Raw genomic sequence first — 5,249 nt, forward strand, 5'->3', positions numbered from 1 at the left:
CTGGCAATCAAGCTTGCTGCAGACCCCCGTTTTAACGCAAAAGTGTGTGTGACGGGCCAGCATCGCGAAATGTTAGACCAGGTTCTGGGCCTTTTTGAAGTGGAGCCAGACTATGATTTGAACATCATGAAGCCTGGCCAAGATCTGACTGATGTAACAACTGCTATCTTGAAGGGCATGAGAGGGGTCCTTTCCGAATTCAAGCCTGACGCAGTGTTGGTGCACGGAGATACTGCCACCACCTTCGCCACAACCCTCGCAGCGTACTACCAACAGATCCCTGTTGGACATGTTGAGGCAGGCCTGAGAACCGGAAACCTGTATTCGCCATGGCCAGAAGAAGCTAACAGAAAGCTCACTGGTGCACTGGCGCAATATCACTTCGCGCCGACTGAAACTTCTGCAGCCAATCTGCGGCGAGAAGGTATCAGTGAAGAGAGCATTCATATTACCGGTAACACGATTATTGATGCCTTGCTTGAGGTGGTGGGGAAACTTGATGTCGATCAGCCCCTGTATAAAGGCCTAAAAGCTGGCTTTCCCTTTCTGAGTGAGGACAAAAGGCTGATATTGGTCACCGGGCATCGTCGAGAAAGCTTCGGTGGCGGCTTTGAGAGAATCTGTGAAGCCTTGGTTAGAACAGCAACTAAACATCCTGACGTACAGATCGTGTATCCGGTCCATCTGAACCCAAACGTTCAGCAACCCGTCAACCGCTTATTGAAGGGCATCAGTAACATCAGCTTGATTGAGCCACTGGACTACTTGCCTTTTGTTTATCTGATGAACCGGGCTTCAGTAATACTCACCGATTCCGGCGGCATACAGGAAGAAGCTCCTTCTCTAGGGAAACCGGTTCTTGTAATGCGGGACACCACCGAACGCCCCGAAGCGGTAGATGCGGGTACGGTTAAACTAGTTGGCACGAACATTGATAATATTACTCGAGAGTTAACTACCTTGCTGCAAGACCCCGATGCTTACGAAGCCATGACCAAAGCCCACAATCCCTATGGCGATGGCAAAGCAACCAACAGGATTATAGAAATATTGGCGGGTATATAGCTCCACTAGTCGTGGCTGCCCTTAGGCAACCCGTCGACCTATCTATTTGAAGAGGAATCTATGAGTTTTCGCACCATTTCCGTTATCGGACTCGGTTACATTGGCCTTCCCACTGCAGCCGTATTTGCGTCACGTAAGGTGAAAGTTATAGGTGTGGATGTAAATCAGCACGCCATAGACACGATCAACAAAGGGGAAGTTCACATTGTAGAGCCAGATCTGGATATGGTGGTACATGCTGCCGTAAACGAAGGCTATCTCCGTGCTACCCGGCAGCCTGAACGAGCCGATGCTTTCCTGATCGCCGTGCCGACACCGTTTAAAGGTGACAATCACGAGCCGGATCTCAGTTACATCAAGTCTGCTGCCAGATCTATTGCACCTTTGCTAGAGAAAGGCAATCTGGTCATCTTGGAATCTACTTCTCCGGTTGGCGCAACGGAAGATATGGCCGCTTGGCTTGCGGAAGCTCCCCCAGACTTAACCTTCCCACAGCAAAAAGGCGAGGAATCGGACATCCGAATTGCACATTGCCCCGAGCGAGTTTTGCCCGGGCACGTACTTCGGGAACTTGTTGAGAATGACAGAGTGGTAGGAGGCATGACTCCGAAATGCTCCGAGGCTGCATGTAAGCTCTACCGCGTTTTTTTGCACGGAGAGTGCGTGGTGACCAGTGCTCGTGCCGCGGAAATGTGCAAACTTACCGAAAACAGTTTCCGTGATGTGAACATTGCATTTGCAAACGAACTATCAACGATTTGCGATCGGCTTAAGATCGATGTGTGGGAATTGATTCGATTAGCAAACCTTCACCCTAGGGTAAACATCCTGCAGCCTGGGCCGGGCGTTGGCGGCCACTGTATAGCCGTTGATCCCTGGTTCATTGTGAGCAGCGCTCCAGAGGAATCGCGGCTGATCGCCACTGCCAGACAGGTAAACGATGGCAAACCGCAATGGGTTCAGCAAAAAGTTAAACTGGCAATTGCTGATTTTTTGCAGACGAACCCTGAAAAAACCGCTCGGGAAGTGACTGTGGCTTGTTATGGGCTCGCCTTCAAACCTGATATCGATGATCTGAGAGAGAGCCCGGCAATGAAAATAGCCACCTCTATTCAGCATGACCATGTGGGCCGAGTCCTTATGGTAGAGCCTAATATCCGGGAACTGCCCCAGAAGTTAAGTAACGCAACGTTGGTCAGTGAGGCGGAAGCCAAAAACGAAGCAGATATTCATGTTCTGCTGGTTGATCATAAGTCCTTCAAAGCGAAAGCCCCTCAGTCTGGCATTATTATCGATACTAGAGGTATCTGGTAATCCCATTCGCGAAAGGCAAATTCTCTGGAAAATATAGAAATATGAAATTACTAATTACAGGCGGTGCTGGATTCATTGGTTCGGCCGTCATACGCCACATTTTGCAGAACACCGATGATGAGGTGGTCAATCTCGACAAGCTTACTTATGCGGGTAACCTCGGTAGTTTGGCTGCCGTGAGTGACAGCAGCAGCTATGCCTTTGAGCGAGTAGATATATGCAACCGGGCCGAAGTGGATCGTGTGCTATTACAGCATCAGCCAGACGTAATTATGCATTTGGCCGCAGAAAGCCACGTAGATCGCTCCATCGACGGCCCTGGGGCATTTATTGAAACGAATGTCGTGGGCACATACATCTTGCTGGAGGCTGCCCGTCAATACTGGCAGTCCATGGGCGCAGACCGCAGCAAGAACTTCCGATTCCACCATATAAGCACCGACGAAGTGTACGGCGACCTAGGCTCAACCCCCTCTTTACTAGCAGGAGAGGGGCAAGGGGAGCTAGCTACACCACAATTATTCACAGAAAAAACCCCTTACGACCCAAGCTCACCATACTCAGCCAGCAAAGCAAGCTCAGACCATCTTGTGAGATCATGGCATCGGACCTATGGCCTCCCAATACTCGTTACGAATTGCAGCAACAACTACGGCCCCTACCATTTTCCTGAAAAACTGATTCCCTTGGTGATTCTCAACGCGCTCGAAGCAAAGCCTCTGCCGATATACGGTAAAGGCGACCAGATTCGTGACTGGCTATATGTAGAGGATCATGCATGTGCGCTGTATCGAGTAATAACAGAAGGTAGGCCTGGAGAGACATACAATATTGGTGGACATAACGAGAAAGAGAACATCGTTGTTGTCGAAACAATCTGTGACGTCCTTGAAGACTTGGCTCCAAACAAACCGGAAGGTTTGAAAGCCTACCGAGATCTTATCACTTACGTTAGCGATAGGCCGGGCCACGATCTGAGATATGCAATCGATGCCAGCAAAATCCAGAGAGACCTAGGGTGGCAGCCGGAGGAGACCTTTCAAACTGGAATCCGAAAAACCGTCGAGTGGTACCTGGCAAATCTAGAATGGTGTAAGAACGTTCAGGACGGTACCTACCAGAGACAGCGTTTGGGACAGATGAGGGAGTGTTCATGAAAGGAATAATCTTAGCCGGCGGCTCCGGCACACGCTTGTATCCGATAACTCTCGGCACATCAAAGCAGCTTTTGCCGATATATGACAAGCCGATGATCTACTATCCATTGTCGGTGCTCATGCTCGCAGGGATAAGAGAAATACTGATTATTACTACTCCTGAAGATCAAGCTGGATTCAAACGAGCCCTTGGTAGTGGCAGCCAGTTCGGCATCAGTTTGAGCTACGCAGTCCAGCCAAACCCGGACGGCTTGGCGCAGGCATTCATTATTGGAGAACAGTTTATCGGTGACAGCGCTGTCTGTCTGGCCTTGGGGGATAACATATTTTATGGCCAAGGTTTTACCCCTAAACTCAGGGATGCGGTTAAGCGAACCGAAAAGGGAGAAAACGCAACAGTCTTTGGATATCAAGTAAAAGACCCTGAAAGATTTGGAGTTGTTGCGTTTGACGAGCATAAAAAGGCGGTATCTATCGAAGAAAAACCCAAGAAACCGCAGTCTCACTTTGCCGTAACAGGCCTATATTTCTACGATAATCACGTGGTCGATATTGCGAAATCTGTAAAGCCGTCGCATCGAGGGGAGCTCGAAATTACAGACGTAAATCGGGCATATCTAGAAAAAGGCCAGCTAAATGTAGAGCTGCTTGGTCGCGGGTTTGCGTGGCTCGACACGGGCACACATGAGAGTCTGCTCGAGGCGGCACAGTTCGTTGAGACAATTGAAAAAAGGCAGGGGTACAAAATCGCATGTTTGGAAGAGATTGCCTTCAGCCAAGGCTGGTTGAGTAAAGACGCGCTTGCAAAGCAGGCGAAAGAGCTGCGGAAGAATGGTTATGGCGAGTACTTGCGGGCTCTGGTCAACGGCGAGATCTAAGGAATCATAATTAATGATCTTGCATGTTTGTAACGTTGATAGATTTATACCCCCATTCATAATATTGGTAAACGAAGAGTTTGATACAGAAGATCATCAGTTCTGGCTTGCGGGAACTCAAAAGTTAAAACAGCACCCTATAGAAAAAACTGACAATGTTTTCATCGCCGGTCCCACGATAGCTGGGCAGTTGATTGCTTACTTTAAGTTGTTTTTAATGCTGCACCGCGCGAGAAAATTGATTCTCCATGGCCTTTTTAATCCGAGGGTCAGCGTTCTCTTAGCACTTTGCCCATGGCTACTGAAAAAATGCTACTGGGTTATTTGGGGCGGAGATCTTTATCAATATCAGAAGCCTAAGCCTCGCGTCAAAGATAAAGTGATAGAGAGGTTAAGGAAATTCGTAATAAAACGCATAGGTCATTTGATTACCTACATACCAGGTGATGTAGAGTTAGCGCGAAAATGGTATGGCGCTCGAGGGGAGTATCATGAGTGTCTCATGTACCTCAGCAATGTGGTAAACCTACAGGTTCTGCAAGATGCTGAGCGAGCACATGAGGAACATTCGGGACTGAACATACTGGTTGGTAACTCCGCCGACCCGAGTAACAATCACCTAGAATCACTTGAAAATCTATTGCCATGCAGAGATCATGACATCAGAGTATACGTGCCATTGTCCTATGGTGATCAAGCTCATGCTAATAAAGTGATTAAACAGGGAAAAGCTTGGTTCGGAGATAAGTTTTTCCCGCTGGCTTCTCTAATGCCGTTTGATCAATATCTAAATTTTTTAAATAGTATAGATATTGCAATTTTTAACCACAAGCGG

At 48.4% G+C, this 5,249-nt stretch carries 5 protein-coding genes; all 5 read left to right on the plus strand.

Annotated elements, in window-relative coordinates; genetic code table 11:
- A partial coding sequence (gene wecB, locus ACN0T0_RS20315; RefSeq protein ID WP_417228683.1) for a non-hydrolyzing UDP-N-acetylglucosamine 2-epimerase occupies positions 1–1,065 on the plus strand: 1,065 nt, incomplete at its 5' end.
- Between the two features lie 60 nt (positions 1,066–1,125).
- Positions 1,126–2,379: a UDP-N-acetyl-D-mannosamine dehydrogenase gene (gene wecC, locus ACN0T0_RS20320; RefSeq protein ID WP_417228685.1), complete on the plus strand. Its 1,254-nt coding sequence runs from the start codon at positions 1,126–1,128 to the stop codon at positions 2,377–2,379.
- 41 nt (positions 2,380–2,420) lie between these two features.
- Positions 2,421–3,536, plus strand: a complete 1,116-nt coding sequence (gene rfbB / locus ACN0T0_RS20325; RefSeq protein WP_417228687.1) for a dTDP-glucose 4,6-dehydratase — start codon at positions 2,421–2,423, stop codon at positions 3,534–3,536.
- The gene (gene rfbA / locus ACN0T0_RS20330; RefSeq protein ID WP_417228689.1) at positions 3,533–4,414 is read left to right on the plus strand and encodes a glucose-1-phosphate thymidylyltransferase RfbA; all 882 of its coding nucleotides are present in this window, start codon (positions 3,533–3,535) and stop codon (positions 4,412–4,414) included. Before rfbB ends, rfbA begins: the two co-directional genes overlap by 4 nt.
- Positions 4,415–4,427: 13 nt before the next feature.
- Positions 4,428–5,249 (plus strand): TDP-N-acetylfucosamine:lipid II N-acetylfucosaminyltransferase (locus ACN0T0_RS20335; RefSeq protein WP_417228691.1); only part of this gene is annotated, 822 nt, incomplete at its 3' end.

Source organism: Amphritea sp. (assembly GCF_048266285.1).
Lineage (GTDB): Bacteria > Pseudomonadota > Gammaproteobacteria > Pseudomonadales > Balneatricaceae > Amphritea.